Origin of the sequence: Gracilimonas sp., assembly GCF_017641085.1 — a bacterium.
GTDB lineage: Bacteria > Bacteroidota > Rhodothermia > Balneolales > Balneolaceae > Gracilimonas.
Map to the genome: position 1 here is coordinate 134,943 of NZ_JAEPPI010000001.1, position 26,706 is coordinate 161,648.

Consider the following 26,706-nt stretch of genomic DNA (forward strand, 5'->3'; position numbering starts at 1 on the left):
GGTTTTGTTGGCAGTTTATAAAGTCCAAGCGGACGCTTGAACTATGGCGCACTACACCGTGTTATCTGCATCCCAATTCCATTGAAAAAAATATGATGTAAACCTTTTCAAAGTTAAAACGGGAAGGTTTACACTATTTGCATGAACAACTTTGGATAGGTTGGTTAAAAGCCAAAAAGCCAAAAAGCCAAAAAGCCAAAAAGCCAAAAAGCCAAAAAGCCAAAAAAAGGAGATCGCGGGCCCGGACCCACGATGACTCTCTTTACTTCATTTTATTATTTCTTTCGGGAAACCAGTCCGCCTTTCTTACTATCTACGGTGATAGTGTAATTGTTGCCACGGCTGATAATCCACCGAACCGTTACCGAATCCATTCCGGGGATGTTATCCACGGCCAGTTTCTCGGGATTGTGTTTTTGCTCTATGGTTTGATTCAGGGCTCGGTTCGTAACAATCATACCGGCTTCAACCCGGGCTCCGTCAATACTGATGTAATTCGGAGGGGTAATCTTGTATTTCAGATCCTGGCTGGCATGAGTAGGAATCATGCGGGTGTTGGTAATAACGGCTGTTACTTCCTTAAGGCCACCACCTAAATCCCTTTCAGAAATCTCATCAATAACCAGTTGAGGGGTGTGATAAGCGTGGTAAATGGTGAAGGCCATATTTCGGTGTGCCATCTGCTCAAGTAGAAACCCGGGGTGGGCACGACCGAGGTTTTTCTTAAGCCCGCCTATTTCAATCTCTCCGTACTGAGGGTGATCATAGGGCTCCCATTCCACGAGGGCATCATTGAATAGAAGGTATTTGTTGAATTCATATACTTGTTCGCCATACCGGCCACCGCCATCTTCATTAAACATCTCGTAGGGAGTCCACAGCTCGTTGGTAAAAGTAAACGCTCCACGGCTTCCGTAGAACCAGTCCAGTTCTCCGCCAAACACACTGTAGAGATCTTCAAAAACAACCAGGTAGTCATAGCCGGGCATTAGTCGTTCTCCCATTTCTCCGATGGCGTCATACACCTGAACGTCCGATCGATTGTAGGTATCGCGATCTTCTTCGGCACCCGGTCCGCGCAGCATCATACCACCGGCGTTATGGTAACTCTGTCCGGCCGCGATGTTGGGGTGATCCATCACAAATTCCATCACCGCTCTGTTCTCAGGCAGTGAAAAAGGATATTTGTGCGCTCCGCGTTGAATATAATCGGGTTGCCAGTTCCAGCCCCAGTCACGGTTAGGATCGTAATAGCCTTCGGCATCTTCATTGATGCGACCATCGTTGTCGTTATCCAGCCCTTCTGATCCAAGCAGTTCATATTCGCCGAACTCGCCTTCTCCAACACGCTGCATCAGTTCGGGATATTCAGGGTGAGGATTAAACTGTCCACGCGGATTCTTGCGGCGCATGTAGGTGATGCTTCCGTCGCCATTCAGATCATCGTATTTATCTTCATTAACCTTTCCGTCCAGGTCGTTGTCGATGGGCTTCATTCCGGAACGGGGAGAGCTTGCTGTGTTCGGAGCCTCAAAGAAGTTTTCGCGTCCATCCGGGTTGATGGTTGGTGCGATATAAAACGTCTTCTCATTCAACAGCTGCGTGATGAACTCATTCTTTCCAAACATCTCAGCGAGATACCAGGCGGTGTAAAGCGAGACTTCCGTTCCTTGTATTTCGTTAGAGTGAATGTTTCCGTCTATATACATAGCCGGCTTTCGGTCTGCGTTGCCTTCCCTGAAATTGGTGACGGTCAATAACCAAATGTCACGCCCTTCATAAGACTTTCCAATAGATTCTCGTTTAACGAGGTTTGGATGTGCATCAGTCAGTTCTTTGGTGAAATCAGTGATGGTCTCGTAGGTATAATACCGGTTCCAGCTGGCTTCCACTTTGGGGGTGGCCGGTGAGCCGGCTGCCTGGAAAAATCCATCGGTAATTTGAGCATGAACCGTTGACGGCTGCATCCAGACAAGACCAACAAGGGCTGTAAAAAGTAAAAAGTGTGTTAATTTCTTCATGGCTAACTCTATCGGATGGTATGTTCTTTGGTTGAAATTCCGGTATTCGGGGCTCCGGCTGAGAGGCTGAAAGTACCTTTTCCTCGAACAAGCCAGGTTTTCTGAATGCTTCCGTCTCCTTGAATCGACTCAATGGTATCCAGCCTTTCACCACTTACAAGTTCAAGTCCGTTTGAAAGGCTAATCTCCACAACTACTTCTTTTACCCAGTCAGTGCGTTCTCCCAGTCGGGAGGCTGTCGGTAAAATTCCATCATTGTGGATATCAACGGTGATACGGGTCAGATTCCGGCCGGCTTGTTGTGCTTCAAAATTCACCAGTTTAACGGATGGCTTCATGGAAGCAAGTTCCAGGATGAAGTCGGTATGTTTTTGAGCAAGTGAATCCACCATTTGGTAAGGAGGATTTAACCGTGCATAAGGTTTGATACCACCCACCTCCACGGTTTTATTTGGAAAATCGGGGTGATCAACTTGCTGCCATTCTGCAAAGGCATTCAGGTTATTCTGCTCAGCCCAGGCAAGGAATCGGGCATCTTCGCTGTCAAGTTTAAGAGGTTCTCCTTCCTCATCGGTTACTTCGGGTGTCCACCAACCGGGAGTGCTGAAGCTAAACCGGCCATAGTGGAAATACGCCCACTGGAAAAAGTCGCCGGGCTGTCCGTTCATCTCCGGAGCATTTTTGAGTCCGGTTATGTCGTTGTATTTGTCGGATACGAGTTTATTGATGGCTACATCATCTTCATACCAACCTTTGATCACACGCTGACTAACAGCTCTCCGATTGAACTTAACGGGCGAACTCAGGTTATTGGCCGGGCCAAACGATACAACGGAAAAAACGTTCGGTGCTTCCTCAAACAAGAAGTCTAAAACGGCCCGGGTCTCAATCTGAGAAGCCATATTCTCTCCGGCACCCGGTTCAAAGTAGGGATAGTCGTAGGTGAAGTTCATGTTGATATTGACGCCACCAGGGTTGTCTTCATTGAATGCCCCGTCTCCATCATCGTCGATGCCCTCGGTGAATAATTTATACGAACCTTTTTCCCCTTTGGTGATGTCGGCCTTTTTCAATAACCGCTCATCTTCGGGATGAATCATCCACTTACCGGTTTCGTCCTGCACCCGCATCAAGGTTATAAGGTTATCGTTGTTCAAATCGTTAAACGGATCTTCATCAAAAGCATCGTCTCGGTCTTCGTTGGTGGAGGAGGTGTTTACATCCCGCTCATATTTCAGCGAAGCAAAATACTGCTCGGTGGCATCCGGGTTAATTCTCGGAAGCACATAAAATGTGGTGGTTTGGAGAAGCCGGCTGACTTCCTCTGAAGAAGTATTCGCAAGCAGTTTCTCCGCAAAAGTTAAGGCAAGCTCGCTTCCAAGAAGGTGTGAGCCTTTAGCCCCGCCCACCACTGCAACCGCCGGATGGTTTTGGATATCGCCGGAACCAATGGTAAGCAGCCAGATATCCCGGCCATCTTTAGTTTTGGCAAGAGAGGTAAGTTGGGCAAGGTTTTCATGATTGTCTTCAAGCTCATTCAACCGGTCGGTAAGCGTGTTGAAGTTGCTGTAGCTGTTCTGAGCGACGGTAAACCCCGATAAGCAGAGTCCCCATCCCAAGATAAACAGCATCGATCGCAGTATCCTGTTATTCATATTCCGTAATTAGATTTTAAAGTATAGCGAGATAGTAACCTGTTGAACGCTGCAATTCAAAGGCAGAACTGTTAAAAGTTAATAAGCAGGCCCAACTTAGCATCTTGGTTTTAACTTAATAGATGTTATTTTCTGAGCGGCTTAATAATCAGACACGATAATCACGCATGAAAAAGAAAATAGCAGCACTCATTGGGGTGGTTTCCCTATTCATTTTAGCGTCTCAGTATGCCTGGGCAGATGTACAAACGGCTCAGGCTTCCTCATCCATAGTAGGTAGCTGGCTCAGTATCCTTCCACCACTGGTAGCTATTGGAATCGCCCTGATCTTCCGTCAGGTACTGTTTGCGTTATTTTTAGGGATCTGGATGGGAGCATACCTGGCCGGTGAACTTACCTTTTTAAATGTATTCGACAGTTTCTTTGCTTCACTGAGTGATTACATCGTGCCGGGGGTTTCAGATCCGGACAGAATGAGTATCGTAATTTTTTCCATCCTGATTGGCGGTATGGTAGGTATTATCACCGATAATGGAGGAACCCGCGGGGTTATTAAGGCCATTACCCGGTTTGTACGCACAAAAGTGCAGGGACAGTTAGTGACTTCACTCATGGGTTTTGTAGTATTTTTTGATGATTATGCCAACACCATGGTGGTAGGAAATACCATGCGTCCGCTTACCGATAAACTTCGCATTTCGAGGGCAAAACTGGCATACCTGGTGGATGCCACCGCTGCACCCATTGCCACCATTGCCCTGGTGAGTACCTGGATTGGCGCTATGGTAGGTTTTATTGCCACAGCCGAAGCAGAAATGGCCAATTTTAATGAAGCAGCCTACTCGGTATTTATCAATTCACTGCCATATAACTTCTATGCGTTCTTCACCATTTTATTTGTGATCCTGATTGCCGCTTCCGGGCGAGATTTCGGTACCATGCTGAAGGCCCGGATAGACCTGTATAAGGCCAAACACGATTCCAAGCTGGATAAATACAATCTCTACAAAGATAAAATTGAGGAAGACGAGGCCAAGAAATCTGAATCGCATTGGGCAAATGCGGCCATCCCGATTCTGACGCTTGTATTCGGAACCATTATCGGGTTGTTTGTAACCGGTGAAGGAAACAGCATTCAGGCTATTGTTGAGACGGCAAATTCATATGATGCTTTATTATGGGGATCGCTGGCTTCCGTAGTGGTAGCCATTGGGATGACGCTGGCTCAGAAGCTGCTGGATATCGAAAAAACGCTGGAAGGTATGATGAATGGCATGCATGTGATGTTTGACGGAGTGCTGATCCTGGTACTGGCATGGGGATTGAGTGATGTAACGGTAGCATTGGGTACTGCCGATTACCTGGTTTCTGTTTTCGGAGAAACGCTGAATCCTTATTGGATGCCGGCTATAGTATTGGTGCTTTCGGCGCTGACAGCATTTGCAACCGGCTCAAGCTGGGGAACCATGGGAATTTTGATGCCGCTGGTTGTTCCGTTGGGTTGGGAGATTGGCAATAATACCGGAGTGCCTATGGAAACCACACTGGAGATTATTTATGCAAGTGTGAGTGCGGTATTAGCCGGATCGGTTTGGGGAGATCACTGTTCACCGATTTCAGACACCACTATTTTGAGTTCGTTAGCCACGCAGTGCGATCATGTGGAGCATGTAAATACACAGCTTCCTTATGCGATGATTGTGGGGACGATTAGTATTCTGGCCATGATTGCGGCGATTGTTTTAAATATCTCCGTTTGGATTATCTACCCGGTTGGGGTGGCTATCATTGTGGGGATTATTTACAAATTCGGGAAAATACCTGATCCAGAAACCTACACACCGGAAGGCAAAGAACCGGCCATCACCAGCCTGGATGGATAATATTAGCCTGACAGGTGAGTTTTTGGTTTAGTTAGTAATCAAACAAAACGGGTATGAGAAATCTATTAATTGTGCTTTTGCTAACTGTGCCACTCGGTTGTGATCTATTTGAAAACGAGCAAACCGTTCCGGTAGCAGCCATAGGCAATTGGGAGTGGACCCACTCTGCCGGTGGCTGGGGCCCTCATGTTGATGCAGACTCTGTGGATTACACAATGAAACTGACTCTATACGCACAAGAAGCAATCTGGTACAGAGATGATGAAGTTATGGATGAGTTTTGGGTACAAGAAAAGAAGAAGGGGTGGCAGGAAAACTCATTTTACATGAAATTGAAAGATAAAAAAGGGTGTAATATGAGAGGGATTTATAGCAGCGCCGAGGACCTATTGACACTTAGTAGTGTGGATTGTACGGACACGCCCACCCATTATTTTAAAAAAGCAGGTGATTAAATACTGAAGTGCTGTTCACCTTCAACCTGAGTGGTTCCCGGTTTAAACCTTCGCTCGGTAAAATCGATGGTTCCTTCTTTATCAATTAGCAGAACGGTAGAACAGCGGGAGCCATAGTTTTCGGTTTTGATGAAAATGGAGGAGACCGCTTTTTCTAATTCTTTGGGAATGCCGGTTACAGGAAGTTCAGTATCGGGTGCTTTTCGCTCATCAGCCAGAAGCTTGAACAGCTCTTCTTTATCAAAATTATCTTCAGAAATGATAGTTTTTAATTGCTGATTGGCTCTCTCTAACTTCGGCCAGGGCGTGTCGAGCAGGGCATTGCTCAACCCATGAATACCCGGTTCAATCCGGCTTACTTTTTTATTCTGGTTGGAATAGTGGTAAAAGTCCTTATGATCCCACACCAGTAAATTAAAGCCGTTATACAATTCGGCCTTTTTCGAAAGTCCGGCCAGGTAATCCATTGCCGTTTGCTGGTTCTTCAGGTAATCGAGAACAATTTCCCCTCTGCTGGGTGGGTCTTCTTTTTTGATGGAAGGGTCGCGATAGTTGGTAAGGGCACTCCATCTTCCGTCTTTGTTTACGCCCAGCCAGGTACCGCCCGCTTCAAGGTCTTTACCGGCTAAGATATTTGGTTTACCTTCATCTGTCCAAAATTGTGCTTTACGTGTTGGCCGCCCATAGAACTCATCCCGATTGCCGGCTAAGATAAGGTCGTATTTGGGGTGAGCCTTGTATGCGAAAGTGATTAAGCACATAAATAATACCAACGGGTTTCGATATTTGCCTGAATCTAAGCATATTCATGAAACCTAATACAAGTTTTTCGTAAAGAGATACATGCAACAGAGTAAAAAACTCTTTAGGGATGTTTTGATTTTTCTATTCGGGGTGGCCGGGATAGGGTGGTTCTTCTATTCATTTCAAAATCATCATCCATTTACTATTACCCACACCAAAGTGCCTAAAGGCCACATCATTGAAAAAGCAGATTCTGTTTTTCAAAGCTGGCAGTACCAGGCGCTGGACTTTTATCCTCAAACTGAATTCAACACCGAAGAGGATGTAATTGATTCACTCCAGGTAAAATGGGGAATCAGTGAGTTCAAGAATAAACTGAGGGAATCCGAATTCCTGCAAAACCTGCCACTGGCTAAATGGGAAGTCCGGGAATATAACTTACAAAGTGAAAATAATGATTACTCGGTAGAGGTTGGGCTGACCCCGGATGGTAAAGTGGTGGATTTCCTGGCAACTACCGAATTAATAAACCAGCAGCGACCATTTAACCGTTATGCGGTGCGGACGGTATTTCAAAACCAGGTTGATAATTACTCCCGAGGATTGGAGGACTCATTACTCACCGGCCTCTCGGATTATCAGCATCTGAATACGGAGTCGGGTTCCAACTCCCAGGCACTCACCATTATTGAACGGCTGCGGGAGATTCGCGGAACGCAGGATGAACGTGTTTATGAGATGAGCAACATCTGGAATCTGGCAGATTTCTATCTGGGCAGGACGGCCTGGCGCTCAATGGATCTGCAACCGGATACGGCGGAGTTGGTAGATCAGGCAGGCTTACGTTTTGCCAGGGCAACTTATTCCGCATCAGATTCTGCCACGGGTGTTAATGTTGAGCTGACCATGGAGTTGCTGCCTGCCGGGTCCATGAAATCCATGGCGTACCGGATTTATCCGCGTCTTGAAGAAAGCAGCTCAAAAGTAACCGATATCCTGGAGGGTACGTCCCTGTTTGTGATCCTGGTATTTGCTCTGTGGCTGCTGTTTGTTTTTTATTTAAGGATTAAAGCCCGCGCTATTGATACAAAGCCTGCAATCATCATTGCAGTGCTGGCCGGATTTCTAGTTCCCGGTTTTTGGCTGCTGAACTTCATTGATCAAATGGGATGGATGTACGGGTTCAACGGATCGGTTACCATCTTCCAAAACCTTATGATGCTCGGTATCATGGGGGCGATTGGTGCTGTAGGTTTCTTCGTATTAACGGCGGTTAGTGATTCCATCACCCGGCAATACTGGCCCGAAAAATTGAAAACCTGGGACTTGGTGCGCCGTGGTTTATTCATGAATAAACCTGTAGGATGGGGAATGGTTAATGCAATTGCCATCGGGGGAATTTTAGTGGGAATCGTAGGGCTGTTTTTATCGGTGTTTGATACCACCTACATATCTGCTAATACGGGTTTGATGTCGGATGATTATTTTCTTCCCTCTATAGCAAACCTGATGGTTACCACACTTTTCGTGCTAATGATCGTAGTTCCCCTTTATTTGATTATCGGAAATCAGATCAAAGGCATGGTTGGGCGCGACTGGATTATTCCGATTGTAAGTGCCGTGCTTTTTGCGCTGATTGATCTTCTCCCATTTAACATTGAGCCGGATGAACTGGACCGTTTACTTAGGGGCGTCCTTGGATTTGTGCTGGGTTATTTCTACCTCCGTTACGATTTTTTGACCATCGTTTTCGGAGCCTTTTTGTTTGTCAATTTTCTAACTACTTCCAAGGGCTGGCTACTTGAAGGCTCACCCGATGCAAACACCTTTTACATGTTCATGATGGTGCTTCTGACCTTTGCAGTAGGAGGTATCTATTTTGTGTTTAAAGGAACTGAGAGGGATGAACTTCCCGAATATGTACCGGGCTATATCGAAGATCAGGCGAAGGAACAGCGCCTTAAGCAAGAGCTTTCGATTGCCCGTGTTGTACAGCAAACGTTTTTGCCATCAAAAATCCATCATCTTCCGGGAATCGATATCGCCGGAATTTGTATCCCCGCCCAGGAAACCGGCGGGGATTATTACGACATGATTTCGCTGGGTGATCAGCGCACGGCACTGGCCATCGGCGATGTGAGCGGGAAAGGAATTCGGGCCGCTTTCTACATGACCTTTACCAAAGGTGTGCTTCACAGCTTAAGTGCATTGATCCTGTCTCCGGTAGAGCTGCTCAACCAGCTGAACAGGTTGTTCAATGAAAACGCAACCCGGGGTACCTTTATCTCTATGATTTACGGAATTCTTGAAGCTGACAAGAGGCAATTCACCTTCGCCAGAGCCGGACACAACCCGATGCTTGTGGTACGTGCCAATGGGGATACAGAATGGCTGAAGCCAAATGGGGTTGGCATTGGAGTTGCTCAAAAAGCGGAAGCTTTCATTAAATGTACCGAAGAAGCTACCCTCAAGCTGAAAGAGGGTGATGTGGTGATCATGTACACCGATGGCATTACAGAGATGCTGAATGCCGGCAATCACTTTTATGGAGAGGAACGGCTTGAGCGACTGGTTAAAGGGGTGAGAAAAGCTTCATCCGAAAAAATCATGGAGATTATTGTGGATGATGTAAACGAGTTTAAAGGCGTTGTTAAACAACACGATGATATGACCTTGTTAATTATCAAAGCCGATGCCTCAGTAAATCAGTAAATTTTGTATTTTAGCCACTGCTAAGAACTTCATACACCGCTGTTAAACTTAAACGGTGTTCAATTCCTTAAAAAATTTCATCCATTGCGAGAATCATTAAAAAATAACATGGGCTTAAGTCAGTCTGTAGAAGATTACCTGAAAGTCATTTATGTGTTAGAATCTGAAGGTGAAGGTACTACTACAACAAGAATTGCTAATGCGCTGGACGTTTCTTCTGCTTCGGTAACCAATATGCTGAAGCGCCTTGCAAAGATGAATTTACTGGAATATGAATCTTACAAAGGTGCTAAGTTAACCGATGCCGGAAATAAAATTGCCTTGGAGATCTTGCGGCATCACCGGCTGTTGGAGTTATACCTGAAAGAAGTGATGGGCTATTCCTGGGATGAAGTACACGATGAAGCCGAGAAGCTGGAACATCATATTTCGGAGCAATTTGAAGATCGTATTGCTGAATTACTGAACCACCCCACACACGATCCTCATGGCGATCCCATTCCTTCCAAAGACGGAATTATGCCAACTATGGCCCAGCTTTCCATATCCGAAGCGGAGGAAAATACACCATACATCATCGGTCGCGTGAAAGACCAGGACCCGGAATTACTGCGTTATCTGGAGAAAATCGGGGTGCTGCCCGGGTCAAAAGTAGAGGTTATCGAAAAAGCTCCGTTCGATGGACCGGTTAAAATCCGCCTGGAAGATAACATAGAGCAGATGCTGGGTCAGGCCGTTGCCAGCGAAGTGTATTTAATTGAAGCTGACAACCCTGTATAGACCACAAATCTAAGGCTTCGATTTGATTGCGGAAATGATAATCAGGTTTGCCGTACTTCGATATTAGCAGCCTTCATCTTCTCCTTAAGGTCTTTGATCTCAATTTCTTTAAAGTGAAAAATACTGGCTGCAAGCACAGCATCCGCGTTTCCTTTGGTGATGGCTTCAATACAGTGCTGAACAGTACCGGCACCTCCACTGGCAATCACGGGTATATGGACGATGCCGTTAATTTTATCCAGAATATCGATATCGAAGCCGCTCTTGGTGCCATCGCGATCCATGCTGGTGAGCAGAATTTCACCGGCTCCCCGTTTTTCTGCTTCCTGCATCCATTCAATAGCATCTAAGCCGGTATCTTCGGTGCCTCCTTTGATGTACACATTCCAGCTTTCTCCGTGTCTTTTGGCATCAACGGCGGCTACAATAGCTTGGGCGCCGAAAGCCGTGGAGGCTTCGTTAATGAGCTCCGGGTTCTTCACTATACTGCTATTCAGGGAGACTTTATCGGCACCGGATTTAAGCAGCTCTTCAATTTCAATTACGGTTTTGATGCCACCGCCCACTGTGAATGGGATGTTAATTTCGGCAGCAATTCTTTTAACCAGTTCAACAAGGGTTTTTCTCTTTTCAAGCGTTGCGGTAATATCAAGAAAAACCAGTTCGTCGGCACCTTCCTCGCTGTATCGTTTGGCTAATTCAACGGGGTCACCGGCATCCCTTAATCCTTCAAAATTGACGCCTTTTACGGTTCGTCCGTCTTTAATATCCAGGCAGGGAATGATTCGTTTCGTGAGCATAGAGTTTTGAAAATCTGCTTAACCTCTGCGGGTACACAATTGGGTGTAGGTGATAAATTTCCAGATCCCGCTTGGCTAAAAATTAGATTCAGAATATAGAAAATTCTTAAAACGTGTGTTAGTGAAATAAGGATAAAGATAGACCGGCAATGAACCCAAAGTCCTGATTTTGAGTTACACTGCAAAAGAAATAATGACATGAAGTTTAAAACCACAGACGTTTCAAAACCGGCCGGTGAAATCCTAAGCGAAGTGATGGGGAGTTCGCATTCTCAACTGTTGATTCCACCCAAACTGGCAGACGAAAATCCACCTGCGCAACATCCTGAGTCCGATGAAAAGTATATCGGACTGTTTTCCAGTGGTACAACCGGTTCACCAAAAGAAATCTGGAACAGCTATGAGAACCTGGCCAGGAATGCCCGGTTTACCGCAGAAGTATTTGGGGTGAAATCAACCCACCGGCTTTTGATGATGGCTGCACCCTGGCATGTAGCCGGACTCAGCTGGGGCATTATGGCTGAAGAGCTTGGGTGTGAATATCAATTCATCACTACAAAAAAAGGTGAAGGCGATAAATGGCTGAAGAATGTCAGAGAGTTTAAACCGGATTTTCTGCTTACTGTACCGGCTGTACTGAGGGCACTGTATGACGAAGAGTGGTTTGTGCCGCAAGTAGTGTTCGGCGGGTATTCGTTAGATGAAGGTGAGTTTCAGAAATTAAATCCCCATTGTGATTTCACCATTCAGGGATATGGACAAACGGAGGCCGGTGGATTAATCGCGGCTCACAAACGAAAAAGTACAGCTCCGGTTCAGCCTTTTGGGCATTTGTGCAGCGGACATCCCATTCGGGGAGTTCGGTTGAAGTGTGAAGGGACCCCCGAAAACCCGGCTCCAATATATATTCAATCAGAAACGGCCTTCATCGAACAAGAGTACAACAGCCGGGACGTGGGTTTCATGGATTCGTTGGGCAGAGTGTATGTATTGGGGCGAGCAGGTGAAATTGTTAATAAAAAGTAGAGAAGGACAATTTTCTGTGCGGCTTTTCATTTAATATATTGAGTTGTCTAATTACAGGAGAAGATTATGAATCCCAATCGCTTACTATCGTTTTTATTAATCGCTGTCTTTTTACTTCCGCTAAGTTGTACTACCGATGTTACCGGTCCCAACCCAAACGGTGAATTGCCGAGAGAACTTTCCGCAGCTGAAAAGAAGCTGGTTGAGGACGGGCAGTCATTCGGGTTTAATGTGTTTAAAAGCACAGTGGCCTCCGACTCATCAGAGAATATCTTTATTTCACCGCTCAGCATTTCGGTAGCTCTGGGAATGACGATGAACGGTGCGGAAGGGGAAACCTTCGAGCAGATGCGGGAGACGCTCGCATTTCAGGGGTTGAGCCAGGAGGAAATAAACCAAGGGTATCAGTCATTAATAAAACTGCTGACGGATGCTGATCCCAAAGTGAAAATGCAAATCGCGAACTCGGTGTGGAGCAGAGACGGTTTCCCTGTAGAGGAATCTTTTACCAACACCCTTGGGGAGTATTTTGATGCAACAACCCGTGAGCTGGATTTTAATGACCCGAAGTCTGTCGATGTTATCAACGATTGGGTGAAAGACAATACCAACGGATTGATTGAAAAGATTATTGACGGGCAAATTCCACCCGAAATGGTAATGTATCTGATCAATGCCATCTACTTCCAGGGCGACTGGACCTATAAATTCGATAAAGACCAGACCCGGGAACGTTCTTTCAGTCTTGAAGGAGGCGGAGAAGTGATGGTGGACATGATGAGCCAGGAGCGCCTCTTCAATATCACTATGAATGAGGAAGTCCATATGATTGACTTGCCCTATGGAGACAGCCTGTTCAGCATGACCGTGTTGATGCCCGCCGATGAGGAAAAATCCATTGATGAGTTTATAAGTCAGGATTTAAGTAAAGAAAATTTTGATTCCTGGATTGCCGGTTTGAACGGGCGGGATATGCCGTTAAACCTTCCCAAATTTGAATTGTCCTACAAAGTTGAAATGAAAGACATTTTGAAATCAATGGGGATGGAAGTTCCGTTTGAAGGTGGACAAGCTGATTTCTCCGGGATTAATCCCGATGCTTCTCTTTTCATTAGTGAAGTGAAGCACAAAACGTATGTGAAAGTTGATGAGAAGGGAACGGAGGCTGCCGCAGTAACTTCAGTTGGAGTAGGAGTGACTTCCGTGCCCCAGACCTTTACCGTAGATCGTCCTTTTGTGTTCATGATTCGTGAGCACAACAGCGGGGCCATTCTTTTCATGGGTAAAGTAAAGAACCCTAAATTGTAATCTTCAACTCTCTATACAGGTAATAAAGGCAATAGCGCAAGTGTCCACTTGTGCGGTTTAGGATTCTGTAAAGGGACTTTAGCGGTTGAACTCCGCCATTTCTTCCAGGGTAATTCTGTTTTCGTAATAGGCTTTTCCTACAACGACCGCATCGATGTTTGCATCATTCAGTGTGTGTAAATCATCGAGGCAAGAAACGCCACCGGAGGCAATCAATCGGATATCGGGAAATTGCTTTTGCAGGCTTTCATACAGTTCAAAGTTGGGTCCGGAAAGCGTGCCGTCTTTGGAAATATCGGTGCAGAGTACTTCCTGCAAGCCGTGTTCTATCATCCGGTTAAGGAAAGACTCTACCGATTCTTCCGCTGTTTCAAGCCAGCCGGAGTAGGCAATTTTGCCGTCTTTAAGATCCATGCCCAAAATCATTTTAGCGGGATATTTTGCAAGGGCTTTCAGCCAGTCCTCTTCATTTTTGATAGCCATGGAACTGCAAATCACTTTCGAAAGCCCGGCATCGAGCAACATCTCAACATCTTCGAAAGTGCGAATGCCGCCACCGGTTTGAACCGAAATCCCCAACTCATCAATAATCTCTTTAATGTGAGGCAGATTGATAAACTTGCCTTCCTTTGCCCCATTCAAATCTACCAAATGAATATGCTCAAAGCCGGCTTCTTTAAATTTCCGGGCCTGATTTAATGGGGATTTGTCATAAACAGTAACCTCTTCATATGAACCTTTGTGAAGGCGAACGGCTTGTCCGTTTAGCAAATCGATAGCGGGAATTGTAAGCATAGAATATTTTTTTGATGCAAAGGTAGGGCTTCGCAAACTTCTTTTCTTATAACTTTCTGATATGCTAATGATCTTTTACTCGTTCCCCGCATCTTGTTCGGGCCAACTGCCTTCAAAGAAAGTTGTAATCACATGCAGGGTGAAGTCGGGATTATCAGAAAGGCTTCCTTTATCGGCTTCAGGAACCAACAGTAACCGGCTGTTTGGGATGATTTCCGTCCACCTGCGCTGGCTGGATAGTGCAAGAGTATCCTCCTTTCCGTAAACCACGAGAAGCGGGGCGTTAAAGCCTTTTAGTTTTTCGGTATAATCCCAGTTGCCAAATAATGCCGGTGCAAGCTGAGCGGTATATTGGTAGTAATACTTAACAGCTTCGGACGGTGCATCGCAGGTTGAACCCCGGTGAGAGGCGCGTTCACCCCGCATTATGGCTATTTGTTTGGAAAGCTGTTCATATTCCCGGCATGTTGAAACGGGATTATCAGCACTTCCTTCCAGCAGGCTTGTTAAAAGGGCAGAAGTCCGGCTGGTAAGTGATGTATCAGAAATAGGAGATGCTTGTTGAGCTTTAGCCCGGTAATATTCCCCCATTTCTGCCCGTACCGGTCCGGTGGATCCGTGAAAGACAACACGGTTTAAGTGTTGAGGATATTTGGTGGCATATTCTGCTAACACAATAGATCCGAATGAATGGGTAAGAACATTCATGGAATCGAGGTTGAAATACCGGCGCACAGCTTCAAGGTCTTCCACAAAATATTCGGGTTTTAATCGGGTGGTATCTTTCGGGAGCGTAGATTTTCCTCCACCTCGTTGATCATAAAAAATGAGTGTGAAATGATTAGCCAGGGGCTTTGCAGAAGGTAAAAAAGAGTTGATGCCTGCTCCGGGTCCTCCGTGAATGATCAGTAGTGTGTCACTGCCCGAGCCCAATACCTGATAGTAAAGCTCGGCTCCGTCATTCGTTTGCACAAACCCATCTTGTGTTTCAGCTTCCTTTTCAATTTGGCTACAGGAAATGAAGCAGGTGAAGATAATCCCAATAAAAAGGAGCCGGTTCAGGTGCATGGGTATTTGGGTTTGGGAGTCAGATCAATAAAAAGTAATCAATTGAGCGGTTTTAAAAATGCCCCACGTATGTAAGAACGAGAGACAGGACTAAAATACTCAGTTCTGCCTGTCACCATAAACATTAACCAATTTAGTGCAAATGAAAACACGAGATACAAATCATAAAAATTCAATCAATGAGAGAAAAGGATTTACACGAGGTAAAAGCTTTAATTACATTTTTTCGGCCATACTAACGCTTCTTATAGTTGCAGCTGCTCCGTATCAGAGTTGGGCACAACAGGGGAGCCTGACGCTGGATGGCGATGGTGATTATGCCTCGGCCGGAGATAATGCATCGTTAGACATATCGGGAACATCCATAACGTTAGAGGCCTGGGTTAAGCATGACGGAAATAGTAATCAGGATGCGTATATTATTAACAAAGGTACCAATGATGATGGTTACCGTCTTCAGTTATTAGGTGACGGGGATGAAACTTATGTTCGTTTTGTCATCGGTGATCTAGACTACAGCCGACCGGATGTTGTGTCAAGTAAAGGAGTACCTGCAAATCGCTGGACTCACATTGCGGGGACGTATGACGGGCAGTTTATCAAGCTCTATATAAATGGAGAACTTGTTGGCACAACCCAGGAGGGCAGGACAATCGGGGCTAACAATTTTAATCTGAATATAGGATCCAATGCCTCGCTCACCGGGAACTTCTATAGTGGTGAATTGGACGGAATTCGAATCTGGAATACAGCCAGAACCGCTACTGAAGTTGCAGAAAATTATTTCAAACAACTAACAGGAAGTGAAGCAGGCCTTGTAAGCTTATATACCTTTGGAGGTACAGGAACAGCCGATGATGCAGGTGCAAATGACCTGACTCTAACCGGAGATAATGCAGGTGTAGCTTCACCAGGTGTTGTACCTATAGCCCCTGATTTATATGGCCACAGTGGGAATGAGGAAGTCAGCCTGAATTGGGATGAAAGGTTAGGACCAAATGATGAAAATCAGGCATCATCATTTAAGATTTACCGTTCCGAATCTATTGGAGGCACCAGAACAGAGGTCGCAACTGTAGCCGCAGGAGAATCAAGTTATACGGATGATGGGTTAGTGAATTTAACTCCATACTTTTATGAGATAACAGCCGTGGATGGTTCAGGCAACGAGAGTGATTACTCAACGCCAATAATGGTTACCCCGTATAAAGAAATGGGCGGAAGTAGTCTGACCCTGAATAAAAATGCATACGGAGTATTAACAGATCGCCCTTCTTTGGATATTAGTGGAACAGACATGACCGTTCAGGCTTGGATTAAGCATGACGGGGAAAGTGATGATGATGCCGTAATCCTTAAAAAAGGCACCACTGATAAAGGCTATGTCCTACGGTTTGACGGAGGAGGACAAGCTCCGGGTGTGGCTTTTGCTATTGGGGATATCGACTATAGTAAGCCCACCATATTTTCTAGTTCCAGCATCCCTGCTAATCAATGGACGCATGTGGCGGCCACCTATGATGGAAATGATCTTAAACTATATATAAATGGTGAACTAGATGCCACAGAAGCGGCTACCCGAAATATAGGTGAAAATGATTTTGACCTCTATATAGGTTCTGATGCAGCTGCTTCAGATTATTTTTATAGCGGACATATAGACGAGTTAAGCATTTGGAACAAAGCATTGAACAGGGCAGATATTGAAAACGGCTACAACAGGCCCCTGCAGGGTAATGAAGATGGTTTGCAGCTTTATTATACCTTTGAAAGCAGTGGTGCGAATGTAGCAGTTAAAAGTATGGATACCTTTCATACCGAAATGAATCTTGTAGAACTAAGCGGATCTATTGAGATAGCAAGTCCAGGGGTGTTCCCAATGGCTCCATACACCTATGCTAAAAATATCAACGGTACTGTCAGAGTTGAGTATAAAAATCGACAGGACTACAATTTGGCTTCAGACATCGAAACAGGTAACAAGCTCTATGTTATGCAGAACGGTTCACGTTCAGATGTGTCTGGTCAGGCCTCTAGCGTAGGTGCTTTTAATATTGATGTAAGTTCTCATGATGACAGCACCAATTTTTACCAAACCATACTGATAAATGATGAAAGGCAGGAAAGTGATTTTAGTAAAGCTGCGCCTGTCAGGATTTCCTCCTATGAAGCAGGTAATGCCCTCAAACTGGACGGGGATAATGATTTTGTTCGCCTTGATGATAGAAACTCATTAGATGGAAACGAACAACTTTATTCCAATTTCGAAGAAACCATTACCGTAGAAGCTTGGATTAATCATAATGGAAACAGTGATGAAAATGCAGTGATTCTTCAAAAGGGTACCAGTGATAAAGGGTATTTGTTTCGATTAGAAGGGATGGGTAATGCCGCCAATGTATCTTTTACTGTAGGTGATATTGATTACAGCAGACCTAGGGTCGTAACCAATACAAGTATCCCTGCCAATCAATGGACACATGTTGCTGCTACTTATAACGGGGCTGATATGAAAATCTATGTGAATGGAGCATTGGATAACTCTAAAAGTGTAACCCGAAGTGTCGGTTTGAATGCTAATGATTTATTAATTGGCGGTCCTGATGCACTTAATGGAAATTTTTATAGTGGTGAGCTGGATGAAATTCGAATTTGGAATGCGGCGCGAACCGATGCAGAGATTGCCGATCATTTTTATACGGAATTGTTAGGCGATCATGAGGATCTGATTGCTTATTTTCGGTTTGATGAATCGGCAGGTTCTTCTTGGACATACAGCTCTGCAACAGAGGTAATGAGTGGAAAGCTCAATGGAGATGCCACTTTTGTAAACTCCAATGCATTGAGCAGTCAACCGGTGGTAGTAAATCAGATTTCTGAAATTACCCTGGATGAGGATTTCGGAACCTTTGTTGCTGCTGATCTGGACACGGTATTCCAAGACGATGACACGCCAAATCTGAGTTACTCAATCGTTGTGCCATGTCATATTGTGGAAGCGGAAGTTCAGAATGATACCAGCTTGGTTTTCACTTCTCTTGAAAACATCTTCGGAACAGATACGCTAACCGTGGAAGCAACCGATGGAGCTACAACAGCTCGTCAGTCTTTCATTGTGAACGTGGAGTCAGTGAATGATTTACCGGAACTGGCCGGGTTTGAAAATGACCTTCAGGTTCCGATAGACGGAGAACTTACAGCTGATATGTTTGCCCGAACAGCAGACGTAGAATCGGCTGATACGGCACTGACGTTTACGTTTGCGGTAGATACTTCCGGAATCAACGTCGATTTTGACGGGCAGATGCTCACGCTATCACCAAATGGTGATTTCGATGGAACAGGGACACTCGATATCGAAGTGACCGATGAGGACGGAGGGGTGACCTCCGTAACGGTTGGCGTTCAAATGGTAACTGATACCGACATCACGGATGAGAACGGAGTGCCGGAAGCGTTTGATCTGGCTCACAATTATCCGAACCCGTTCAACCCAACTACCACCATAAAATATGCACTTCCGGAAGCAGCGGATGTTCAATTGACGGTGTTTAACTCAATCGGACAGAAAGTAGCCGATCTGGTAAATACCCGACAGGCTGCCGGTACCCATCAGGTAGATTTTGATGCAAGTCAGCTGCCAAGCGGGATGTACATTTACCGATTGAAAGCCGGGGAATTTGAGCAAATACGCAAAATGACGCTGGTGAAATAAATTCACTCTAAAAATCTAATCTCCCTCAAAGCGTCTGCTTAACCGGCAGGCGCTTTTTTTATGAGAAACAGTTAATTCACGATTCTTCAGGAACACTGGTTCAGGAAGTGATGTTAAGCACGAAATTAAATGATCCGAAACGGCTTAATTAAAAATAGATGCCAAATACATCACATATTCAGTTACAAAATCTGACTAAAAGTTATCAGGAAGGAGATAAAAATCGCTCTGTACTCGACCGCCTGAACCTGTCGGTAAAAGAAGGAGAGATGATTGTGCTGCTTGGCCGGTCCGGATCAGGAAAAAGCACCCTTCTCAACATGGTCAGTGGAATCGATAAGCCTGATGAAGGTAAAGTGATAATCGGCGGAACCAATCTGGCCGGTCTTGACGAAAAGAACCGGACTCTTTTCAGGCGCAACAATATCGGCTTCGTGTTTCAATCGTTTAACCTGATTTCGACACTCACAGCTCATGAAAACGTGCTACTGCCCCTGAAGCTGAAAGGAGCAACGGATGACGAAACTTTGAACAAAGCTCAGAATTTTTTAGACAATGTTGGTCTTGGTGACCGGGGCAACAGTTATCCTGATCGGCTCTCCGGTGGAGAGCAGCAGCGGGTAGCTATTGCCCGTGCCCTGGCTCACGAACCCATGCTGATTTTAGCTGATGAGCCCACCGGCAACCTGGATTACGAAACCGGCCAGCAGATACTGGATATCCTGAATAACCTGGTTCGTAAAAATGGCCGCACCATCATCCTTGCCACTCACGACCGTGATATCTGTAAAATAGCTGATCGCGTGTTAGAACTTCGGGGCGGGAAACTACGCGAAGTGGAAGACGCAGCTGAGATGTTGGCGTCATGAGCAGTTCAAAGAAATCAAATCTACTGTGGCTGTCCAGCCTTAGGTTTTTATTGCGCCATCCCTGGCATTTTGCGCTTTCCATTCTAGGTGTTGCATTGGGTGTAGCGGTAGTGGTATCCATCGACCTTTCAAACAGCAGTGCTGAAAAAGCATTTGAACTGTCAACGGCTGCTGTAACGGGTAAGGCCACTCATCAGATTCGCGGGGCTGCGGAAGATCTTTCAGATCAAACGTATCTGGATGTACGGATCAAAGCCGGAGTCAGAAAATCAGCCCCGGTAATTGAAGGGTATGCTCAGGTAGAAGGGATGAACCGAACGTTTCAGGTGCTTGGGGTTGATCCGATTGCGGAGGCTCCATTCCGCGATTATGCCAGCCAGCAGGCCGGCATCGAATTATCCGAGTTTATAAGTGGCACTAACACAGGGTTGGTTGCGCAGCAAGTGGCTGAACAATTGAATATAGAAGTCGGTGATTCACTGCGTGTTTTTGTAGGAGGCCGGCCATTTGATGTTCAGTTAATCGGATTGATTGAGGCAGAAGATGACCGCAGCCAGCAGGCATTGGAAAGCCTTTTAGGTGTAGATATAAGCACGGCTCAGCGCTTGTTTGATATGCCGGGTAGCCTAACTCGAATTGATCTGATTCTGCCTCAGAATGAACAGGAAGCGATAAAAGATAGCCTTCAGGCTGTATTACCTGAGGGAGCCTCAATTGTACGTTCAGAATCGCGAACGGAAACTGTGGAGCAAATGACCCAGGCTTTTGAATTCAACTTGCAGGCCCTGAGTATGCTCGCCCTGCTGGTGGGGATGTTTTTGATTTATAATACCATGACCTTTTCGGTAGTACAGCGTCGTCCTTTAATCGGCCGACTTCGGGCATTGGGTGTAACCAAATCTGAAATCTTAACAACCGTACTCAAAGAGGCATTACTCATTGGCTTTCTGGGAACCGTAGTTGGAATTGTGGCGGGAATATTCCTGGCGCAGGTATTGGTGAAGCTGGTTACTCAATCTATTAACGATCTATACTTTGTGCTGTCTGTGCAGGAATTGTCTATTGGGTTGTTCCCGTTGGCAAAAGGAGTGGTGCTTGGATTAGGAGCCACAATGATTGCCGCATTCTGGCCGGCAAGAGAGGCTTCGGAAGCTGAAGTATCCACAGTGTTGAGGCGATCTTCCAATGAGTCAAAAATCTCGTCCCGGATATTTCCCATTGCATTATTAGGAGTGATGATTGGCTCCGGTGGAGGATTAATCCTCCTGATTCCAAATGGAGGGATAGCGGCCGGCTATTCTTCTCTGCTTTTTATGATTGTAGGGTTTTCACTGCTTGTCCCACTGATTATCGTTGGGTTAGCAAAACTGCTGCGCCCGATTCTTGGAAGCATAAGCGGGTTGATCGGGAAGATGGCAGTACGTGGTGTAGTCACAGAACTGAGCCGGACATCGGTAGCCATAGCTGCGTTAGTGGTTGCTGTAGCGGCAACCGTTGGGGTTGGGGTGATGGTGGACAGTTTCAGAACCACCGTCGTTTCCTGGCTGGAGGCTCAGCTTCAGGCCGATGTATATGTGCAGCCGCCAAGCTCGGTAGCCCGGAAAGCCGATGCCACACTGGAGCCTAAATTAGTAGATCTGCTCCGCGAAACAGAAGGAGTTGGAGATGCCAGCACCGTCCGAAGTGTTGAAGTTCGCACCAATAATGGAACCGATAATTTGGTAGCTATAGATCAGGGAGAAAAAGCAAGACAAGCTTATCAGCTAAAGTCAGGTGTCGATGATTTTTGGCAGCAGTTCACACAGGAAAACATCGTGATGGTTTCGGAAGTCTATGCCTATCGGAATAGCGTGAACCTTGGAGACACGCTGACTATTGAGACCGATGCAGGGAATCAGCACTTCGCGGTTCAGGCAATAAATTTTGATTATGCTTCAGATATAGGCACAATCACAATAAGCCGAAATATCTATAACCAATTCTTCGATGATGATGCCGTCTCAGGTCTGGCATTGTATGCGGAATCGGGAGTGGAAATAGAGGCTTTGGTAGAGCGGTTGAGAGAGAATTCCGCCGGCATGCAGGAAGTCTTTATACGTTCCAATAAAGGTTTGAGAGAAGCTTCCATCGAAATTTTTGATCGAACATTCACAGTAACGATTGTCCTCAGAATGCTGGCTATTTTGGTTGCTTTCATAGGGGTTTTATCAGCATTGATGGCACTTCAACTGGAGCGTTCAAGGGAACTGGCTGTATTGAGGGCCAACGGAATGACACCCGGACAGTTATGGAATTATGTGGTCACACAAACCGGGGTGATGGGAATAATGGCGGGGCTGCTCTCAGTACCACTTGGTATCCTCATGGCTTACGTGTTGGTGTATGTAATAAACCTTCGCTCTTTTGGCTGGACGCTCCAGTTCATGATTACCCCCGAAGTTCTGCTTCAGGCCGTAGGTCTTGCGGTGGTAGCTGCTCTGCTGGCAGGGATATACCCATCCTGGAAAATGGCACAGGCAAATCCTGCAGATGCCCTCAGAAATGATTAATAAAGATTAGTTATGAAGAAAATTATTTGGATAGCAGCATTAACGATACTTCTTGCCGGAGGTAGCTTTTATTTTTTATCTCAGGATGATAAAGAGATTACCGCAACTGTCTCGGTTGCAGAAGCCATGGGAGGTGGAGATGAGGAAGGATACCTGAGAGCTACCGGTCCCCGGGAGTTTATTTTTCCGGATGATCATGGCCCGCATCCCGGTTATCGCAACGAGTGGTGGTATTACACCGGTAACGTATTCACGGAAAAAGGCCGGCAGTTTGGCTACCAGTTTACCATTTTCAGGAGCCAGCTTAACCCGCCCGATAGCGGTGAAGCAGGAACCGCACAGGGCGAAGACTGGAACACGGATCAGCTTTATCTGGGCCACTTTGCCATTTCGGATGTGCAAAATGAAAATCATGTTTTTGATGAGCGATATAGTCGTGGTGCAGCCGGCTTAGCCGGCGCTCAAGCCGATCCATTCGAAATTTGGCTGGAGGACTGGCAAATTACCCGGGAGAACGAAGAAGGTAGTGACGACAAGAATTTCCCAACCCGTATTAAGGGTACTATGGAAGATGGTTCAGCAATTAACCTGATTGTGACACCGACCAAGCCACTGACCCTTCAGGGAGAGAAAGGGTACGACAAGAAAGGGCCCGGTGAGGGAAATGCATCCTATTATATGTCCTTTACCCGGATGGATGCTCGTGGAGTCATCACCATGAATGGCACAGAGTATGATGTAAAAGGGCAAAGCTGGATGGATCACGAGTGGAGTACTTCAGCTTTGGGGGAAGATCAGGAAGGCTGGGACTGGTTCTCTATTCAGCTTTCAAACGGCTATGATTTGATGTATTACCAGTTGCGCAATGCCGATGGCTCGGTGAGTACATTTACCACCGGTTCGCTGATTGATCCCGAGGGAAATAAGACCACCATCAATCCGGGCGAAGTAAATTTGGAAGTATTTGACCAATGGGAAAGTCCGCACAGCGGAGCTGAGTATCCTTCTGAATGGATGCTGGAAATTCCCGGAAAAAACCTTCGGCTTGAATTGGCCACGCTCTTCGACGATCAGGAAATGGATGTTTCGGTGCGATATTATGAAGGGACTCTATCCGTAAACGGCGCCATGAACGGGGAAGAGGTAAGCGGACAGGGGTATATTGAGATGACGGGGTATGGGGAGGAATAGGGGTTAAATTCCAATGACCAGTGACCAGTGACCAGTGACCAGTGACGAATTCAAAATATGAATTGAAATTTGAGGCTTTGAACTTGGAACTTGGAACTTGGAACTTGGAACTTGGAACTTGGAACTTGGAACTTGGAACTTGGAATTTTAAATCTTTACCTCAGTATTAAATTTTAGAAAACCCGTTGTTTAGGTGGCATAAAATGGTGAACTTCACACCCGCAAATAAAAGCATACATGAGTTTAGAAATGGCTGATATTAAAACACTGACAAAAAAGGACTTAAAATTTCTGATCGAGCTGGAAGAATTACTGTACGACAGAAAGTCTGAAATGCCGGATGGTTCCTATACAACCTCCATGTATAAAAAAGGCATTGATAAAATTGCTCAGAAAGTAGGAGAGGAAGCTGTTGAAACCGTAATCGCTTCAAAAAATACGAAAGACAAAGAGACGATAAACGAAGCGGCTGATCTGATTTTTCACCTGATGCTGTTACTTGCCGAAAAAGAAATCCCCCTTCACAAAGTCATTAAGAGGCTGCGTAAACGTCACGACAAAGGTACTCATAAGCACATCGGAGAGTAATTTCGTTAATCGTTAGCCGTTAACCGGCTGAATTTATTGGCAGAGAACGCTTCATTTTTTAATGAATGCAAATAGCGATTAACGAAATTTTAACAGCTCCTGCCTTCTTTGTATCTTTATTGTTTAAAGTGAGACGCACCGAATTCCGCACATGAATAACATTCGAAACTTTTGCATCATTGCCCATATTGACCATGGGAAATCAACCTTAGCAGACCGACTTCTTCAGCTTACCGGCGCCATCAGCGAACGGGAGATGAAAGAGCAAATGCTGGATGACATGGATTTGGAGCGCGAGCGTGGCATCACCATTAAAAGTCACGCCATCCGAATGGATTATAAAAGTCCGGACGGCAACAGCTACATCTTCAACCTGATCGATACGCCCGGACACGTGGATTTTGCCTATGAAGTATCCCGTGCCCTAAAAGCATGTGAAGGTGCTATTCTCGTTGTTGATGCCGCCCAGGGAATTGAAGCCCAAACCATTTCAAACTTATACCAGGCAATCGATCAGGATCTGGAAATAATTCCGGTGCTGAATAAAATTGATCTGCCCGGCGCTGATCCTGAAGGTGTGGGCCAGCAGATTGTGGATATGATCGGGTGTGAATATGAGGACATTCTTCATGTTTCAGGGAAAACCGGTGAAGGAGTGGATGCGCTTCTTGAGGAGATTGTAAAGAAAGTGCCGGGTCCCAAAAGAGAAGAAGAAAAACCGCTGCGGGCACTTATTTTTGATTCCGTATTTAATACCTACCGTGGTTCAGTAGCATATGTTAGGGTGATGGAAGGTGTGCTTCGAAAAGGAGATCTTTTCAAATTCATGTCTAACCATGAGGAGTATAATGCCGAAGAGATCGGCTACCTGAAAATGAAGCAGGAGCCCACCAAAGAATTGCATGCCGGGGAAGTAGGCTACGTGATTGGGAGTGTAAAATCACTGCAGGACGTTCGTGTAGGTGATACCATTACCAAAGTAGATAATCCCGCCAAAGAACCTATTCCGGGTTACCAGGAAGCAAAACCTATGGTGTTCAGTGGAATTTTTCCCACGGACTCCGACGACTTTGAAGACCTTCGCGCTGCCCTTGAAAAGCTTCAGTTGAACGATGCCTCCCTGACTTATGAACCGGAAACATCCAAAGCTCTGGGTTTTGGATTTCGGGCCGGATTCCTCGGACTTCTGCATATGGAAATTGTTCAGGAACGTCTCGATCGTGAGTTCGATATCGATATCATCACCACGGTTCCCAACGTTCAGTACGAAGTGGAGCTGGTTGAAAGCGGTGACCGGATTGAGGTAGATAACCCAAGCCAGATGCCCGGTGCCGGCGACATCGAAGCTATTTATGAGCCGTACATTAAGGCAAGTATCATTACCCCGGCTGATTACATCGGCCCGATTATGAAGCTGTGCCAGGAGCGGCGGGGGATTTATGTAAACCAGCTGTTTATGCAAAATAATCGGGTGGAAATTACGTATGAACTGCCAATGGCTGAGGTTGTTTTTGATTTCTATGACCGGTTAAAATCCGGAACCCGCGGATACGCCTCTCTGGATTACGAATTTATCGAATACCGAAAAGGTGATCTTGTGCGTTTGGACATCATGCTGAACGGCGACCAGGTTGATGCATTGTCAAGCATCACCCACCGCGATAAGGCCTATTACCTCGGACGTAAAGTTTGTGGGAAATTAAAGGAACTTATTCCTCAGCAACAGTTTGAAGTAGCTGTACAGGCGGCTATCGGAAACCGGGTGATTGCTCGTGATACCGTTCGCGCGATGCGTAAAGACGTTACCGCGAAATGTTATGGTGGCGATATCTCCCGTAAACGAAAGCTGCTTGAAAAACAGAAAGAAGGTAAAAAACGAATGAAACAGGTAGGTACGGTTGAAATACCTCAGGAAGCATTCCTCGCCGTACTATCTATGGACGAAGACGACAGATAGGTTTTATGCAACGATTGACGAAACAATTCTTTTTCTTTTTTGTAATGATGGTGATGATATCCACGGCTGCCCAGGCGCAGTTCGAAGAACCGGATATCAAAAAAGTGAGTAAGGAAGACCGGGCTGAATTTCAGTCTCGCTTTGCAGATATAAAATGGACCGGACAGGGATTTAATTATAATGAACTGGACCGAATGCCGGCTATTGAAATTCGTGCCGTTCTGCAAGGTGCATATGGAGATCCGACGCAGAAAGTGGAAGATATCATTGAAAAAGATGGATACTTACGGGATGGAAAATCCATACAGTTTGAATATTGGTTTATCATTGATGGATATATTCCGATGATGGTGCTGGACCTGGAAGGTCCGTTTGATGATGGGCTGGTGTATGTAGGAGCCAGCCGTTATGTGGATTTGATGCCGCAGGTGAAGCGAACGCTAACCAAAGAGTTGCGGGAAACATCACCCAAAGAATACGTTGACTACTTTTATTCACCGGAAAGGGGACAGTGGTATAAAGTTTCCTATGAGGCCGGAGAATACAAGAAAGAGGAAATCAAGAAGCCCTCTCATATCAAAACAAAATAA

The 26,706-nt window shown here is 45.7% G+C and carries 19 protein-coding genes; 13 read left to right on the plus strand and 6 right to left on the minus strand.

Annotated elements, in window-relative coordinates:
* Nucleotides 1–275 precede the first annotated feature (275 nt).
* Nucleotides 276–1,967, minus strand: coding sequence for a M14 family metallopeptidase (locus tag JJ941_RS00495; RefSeq protein WP_366069237.1), 1,692 nt, complete (start codon nucleotides 1,965–1,967; stop codon nucleotides 276–278).
* 62 nt (nucleotides 1,968–2,029) lie between these two features.
* The gene (locus tag JJ941_RS00500) at nucleotides 2,030–3,676 is read right to left on the minus strand and encodes a M14 family metallopeptidase (RefSeq protein ID WP_290960862.1); all 1,647 of its coding nucleotides are present in this window, start codon (nucleotides 3,674–3,676) and stop codon (nucleotides 2,030–2,032) included.
* A gap of 167 nt (nucleotides 3,677–3,843) precedes the next feature.
* Between JJ941_RS00500 and JJ941_RS00505 the strand changes: the two genes are divergently transcribed.
* A complete protein-coding gene (locus tag JJ941_RS00505) occupies nucleotides 3,844–5,559 on the plus strand; it encodes a Na+/H+ antiporter NhaC family protein (RefSeq protein ID WP_290960865.1) in 1,716 nt (571 codons plus the stop codon).
* A gap of 53 nt (nucleotides 5,560–5,612) precedes the next feature.
* Nucleotides 5,613–6,014, plus strand: a complete 402-nt coding sequence (locus JJ941_RS00510; protein WP_290960869.1) for a hypothetical protein — start codon at nucleotides 5,613–5,615, stop codon at nucleotides 6,012–6,014.
* On the opposite strand, the gene JJ941_RS00515 is transcribed toward JJ941_RS00510, so the two are convergent.
* A complete protein-coding gene (locus tag JJ941_RS00515) occupies nucleotides 6,011–6,775 on the minus strand; it encodes an NRDE family protein (RefSeq protein ID WP_290960871.1) in 765 nt (254 codons plus the stop codon). The genes JJ941_RS00510 and JJ941_RS00515 overlap by 4 nt on opposite strands.
* Before the next feature lie 82 nt (nucleotides 6,776–6,857).
* Here JJ941_RS00515 and JJ941_RS00520 point away from each other — a divergent pair, with 82 nt between their 5' ends.
* Both JJ941_RS00520 and JJ941_RS00525 read left to right on the plus strand, forming a co-directional pair.
* Nucleotides 6,858–9,470, plus strand: coding sequence for a PP2C family protein-serine/threonine phosphatase (locus JJ941_RS00520; protein WP_290960874.1), 2,613 nt, complete (start codon nucleotides 6,858–6,860; stop codon nucleotides 9,468–9,470).
* 84 nt (nucleotides 9,471–9,554) lie between these two features.
* Nucleotides 9,555–10,250, plus strand: a complete 696-nt coding sequence (locus JJ941_RS00525; protein WP_255134687.1) for a metal-dependent transcriptional regulator — start codon at nucleotides 9,555–9,557, stop codon at nucleotides 10,248–10,250.
* Between the two features lie 41 nt (nucleotides 10,251–10,291).
* On the opposite strand, the gene hisF is transcribed toward JJ941_RS00525, so the two are convergent.
* Nucleotides 10,292–11,050, minus strand: coding sequence for an imidazole glycerol phosphate synthase subunit HisF (hisF, locus tag JJ941_RS00530; protein WP_290960881.1), 759 nt, complete (start codon nucleotides 11,048–11,050; stop codon nucleotides 10,292–10,294).
* Between the two features lie 198 nt (nucleotides 11,051–11,248).
* On the opposite strand from hisF, the gene JJ941_RS00535 reads away from it, so the two are divergent.
* Both JJ941_RS00535 and JJ941_RS00540 read left to right on the plus strand, forming a co-directional pair.
* Entirely contained in the window at nucleotides 11,249–12,076 is an 828-nt protein-coding gene (locus JJ941_RS00535) for an AMP-binding protein (protein ID WP_290960884.1), read from the plus strand.
* Between the two features lie 66 nt (nucleotides 12,077–12,142).
* Nucleotides 12,143–13,384, plus strand: coding sequence for a serpin family protein (locus JJ941_RS00540; RefSeq protein ID WP_290960886.1), 1,242 nt, complete (start codon nucleotides 12,143–12,145; stop codon nucleotides 13,382–13,384).
* A gap of 78 nt (nucleotides 13,385–13,462) precedes the next feature.
* Here JJ941_RS00540 and hisA read toward each other — a convergent pair whose 3' ends face one another.
* A complete protein-coding gene (hisA, locus tag JJ941_RS00545) occupies nucleotides 13,463–14,179 on the minus strand; it encodes a 1-(5-phosphoribosyl)-5-[(5-phosphoribosylamino)methylideneamino]imidazole-4-carboxamide isomerase (RefSeq protein ID WP_290960890.1) in 717 nt (238 codons plus the stop codon).
* 75 nt (nucleotides 14,180–14,254) lie between these two features.
* Complete coding sequence (locus tag JJ941_RS00550) at nucleotides 14,255–15,247, minus strand: alpha/beta fold hydrolase (protein ID WP_290960893.1); 993 nt, start codon at nucleotides 15,245–15,247, stop codon at nucleotides 14,255–14,257.
* A 142-nt stretch (nucleotides 15,248–15,389) separates the two neighbouring features.
* Between JJ941_RS00550 and JJ941_RS00555 the strand changes: the two genes are divergently transcribed.
* The 7 genes from JJ941_RS00555 (at nucleotide 15,390) to JJ941_RS00585 (ending at nucleotide 26,706) form a co-directional block, all read left to right on the plus strand.
* On the plus strand, nucleotides 15,390–18,962 hold the full coding sequence (locus tag JJ941_RS00555; RefSeq protein WP_290960896.1) for a LamG-like jellyroll fold domain-containing protein: 3,573 nt from the start codon (nucleotides 15,390–15,392) through the stop codon (nucleotides 18,960–18,962).
* A gap of 158 nt (nucleotides 18,963–19,120) precedes the next feature.
* Nucleotides 19,121–19,831, plus strand: coding sequence for an ABC transporter ATP-binding protein (locus tag JJ941_RS00560; RefSeq protein ID WP_290960899.1), 711 nt, complete (start codon nucleotides 19,121–19,123; stop codon nucleotides 19,829–19,831).
* Nucleotides 19,828–22,380, plus strand: coding sequence for an FtsX-like permease family protein (locus tag JJ941_RS00565; RefSeq protein ID WP_290960902.1), 2,553 nt, complete (start codon nucleotides 19,828–19,830; stop codon nucleotides 22,378–22,380). The genes JJ941_RS00560 and JJ941_RS00565 overlap by 4 nt, the downstream gene beginning before the upstream one ends.
* A gap of 12 nt (nucleotides 22,381–22,392) precedes the next feature.
* Nucleotides 22,393–23,571 (plus strand): lipocalin-like domain-containing protein, encoded by a 1,179-nt coding sequence (locus tag JJ941_RS00570; RefSeq protein ID WP_290960905.1) that lies wholly within the window; start codon nucleotides 22,393–22,395, stop codon nucleotides 23,569–23,571.
* 237 nt (nucleotides 23,572–23,808) lie between these two features.
* On the plus strand, nucleotides 23,809–24,159 hold the full coding sequence (gene hisE / locus JJ941_RS00575; protein WP_290960908.1) for a phosphoribosyl-ATP diphosphatase: 351 nt from the start codon (nucleotides 23,809–23,811) through the stop codon (nucleotides 24,157–24,159).
* Between the two features lie 151 nt (nucleotides 24,160–24,310).
* Nucleotides 24,311–26,116, plus strand: a complete 1,806-nt coding sequence (gene lepA, locus JJ941_RS00580; RefSeq protein ID WP_290960911.1) for a translation elongation factor 4 — start codon at nucleotides 24,311–24,313, stop codon at nucleotides 26,114–26,116.
* 5 nt (nucleotides 26,117–26,121) lie between these two features.
* Nucleotides 26,122–26,706: a hypothetical protein gene (locus tag JJ941_RS00585; protein ID WP_290960916.1), complete on the plus strand. Its 585-nt coding sequence runs from the start codon at nucleotides 26,122–26,124 to the stop codon at nucleotides 26,704–26,706.